The organism is Bacillus sp. SIMBA_008 (assembly GCF_046535495.1).
GTDB lineage: Bacteria > Bacillota > Bacilli > Bacillales > Bacillaceae > Bacillus > Bacillus subtilis.
The window spans coordinates 1-271 of sequence record NZ_JAWRWL010000464.1 but is presented as its reverse complement, the minus strand read 5'-3'; the positions used below and the strand labels follow the sequence as shown (position 1 = coordinate 271).

Annotated in this window: 1 protein-coding gene; it reads left to right on the top strand. The window is 52.4% G+C overall.

The annotated features are described in order from the left end of the window. Window positions 1–192 (top strand): hypothetical protein (locus SB658_RS24035; RefSeq protein WP_410602856.1); only part of this gene is annotated, 192 nt, incomplete at its 5' end. Between the last annotated feature and the right edge of the window lie 79 nt (window positions 193–271).

Here is a 271-nt window from a genome sequence, read left to right as displayed (position 1 = left end):
GGGCGGGCCGGATTGAATCTGATCAACCTAGACGACGTCCCCGGCCAAATAGCAGTACGAAAAATAGCTCTTCAGTCTGGCTTTCTGCCCGGCGACTCCGAACAGGTTTTAGGTAAAGCTGCCTTGGGCGCGCCCATCACTCCCACTAGCTTTTCCGCACTCGCGGATCGTACCAGATTGGCCTACGGTTGAGGGCAGTCGCACTTGCTTCCTTCTGAGTTTGAGGATTTTGATGAGCTTTTAGAGGCTGACGAACAAAAGTTTCAAAGTA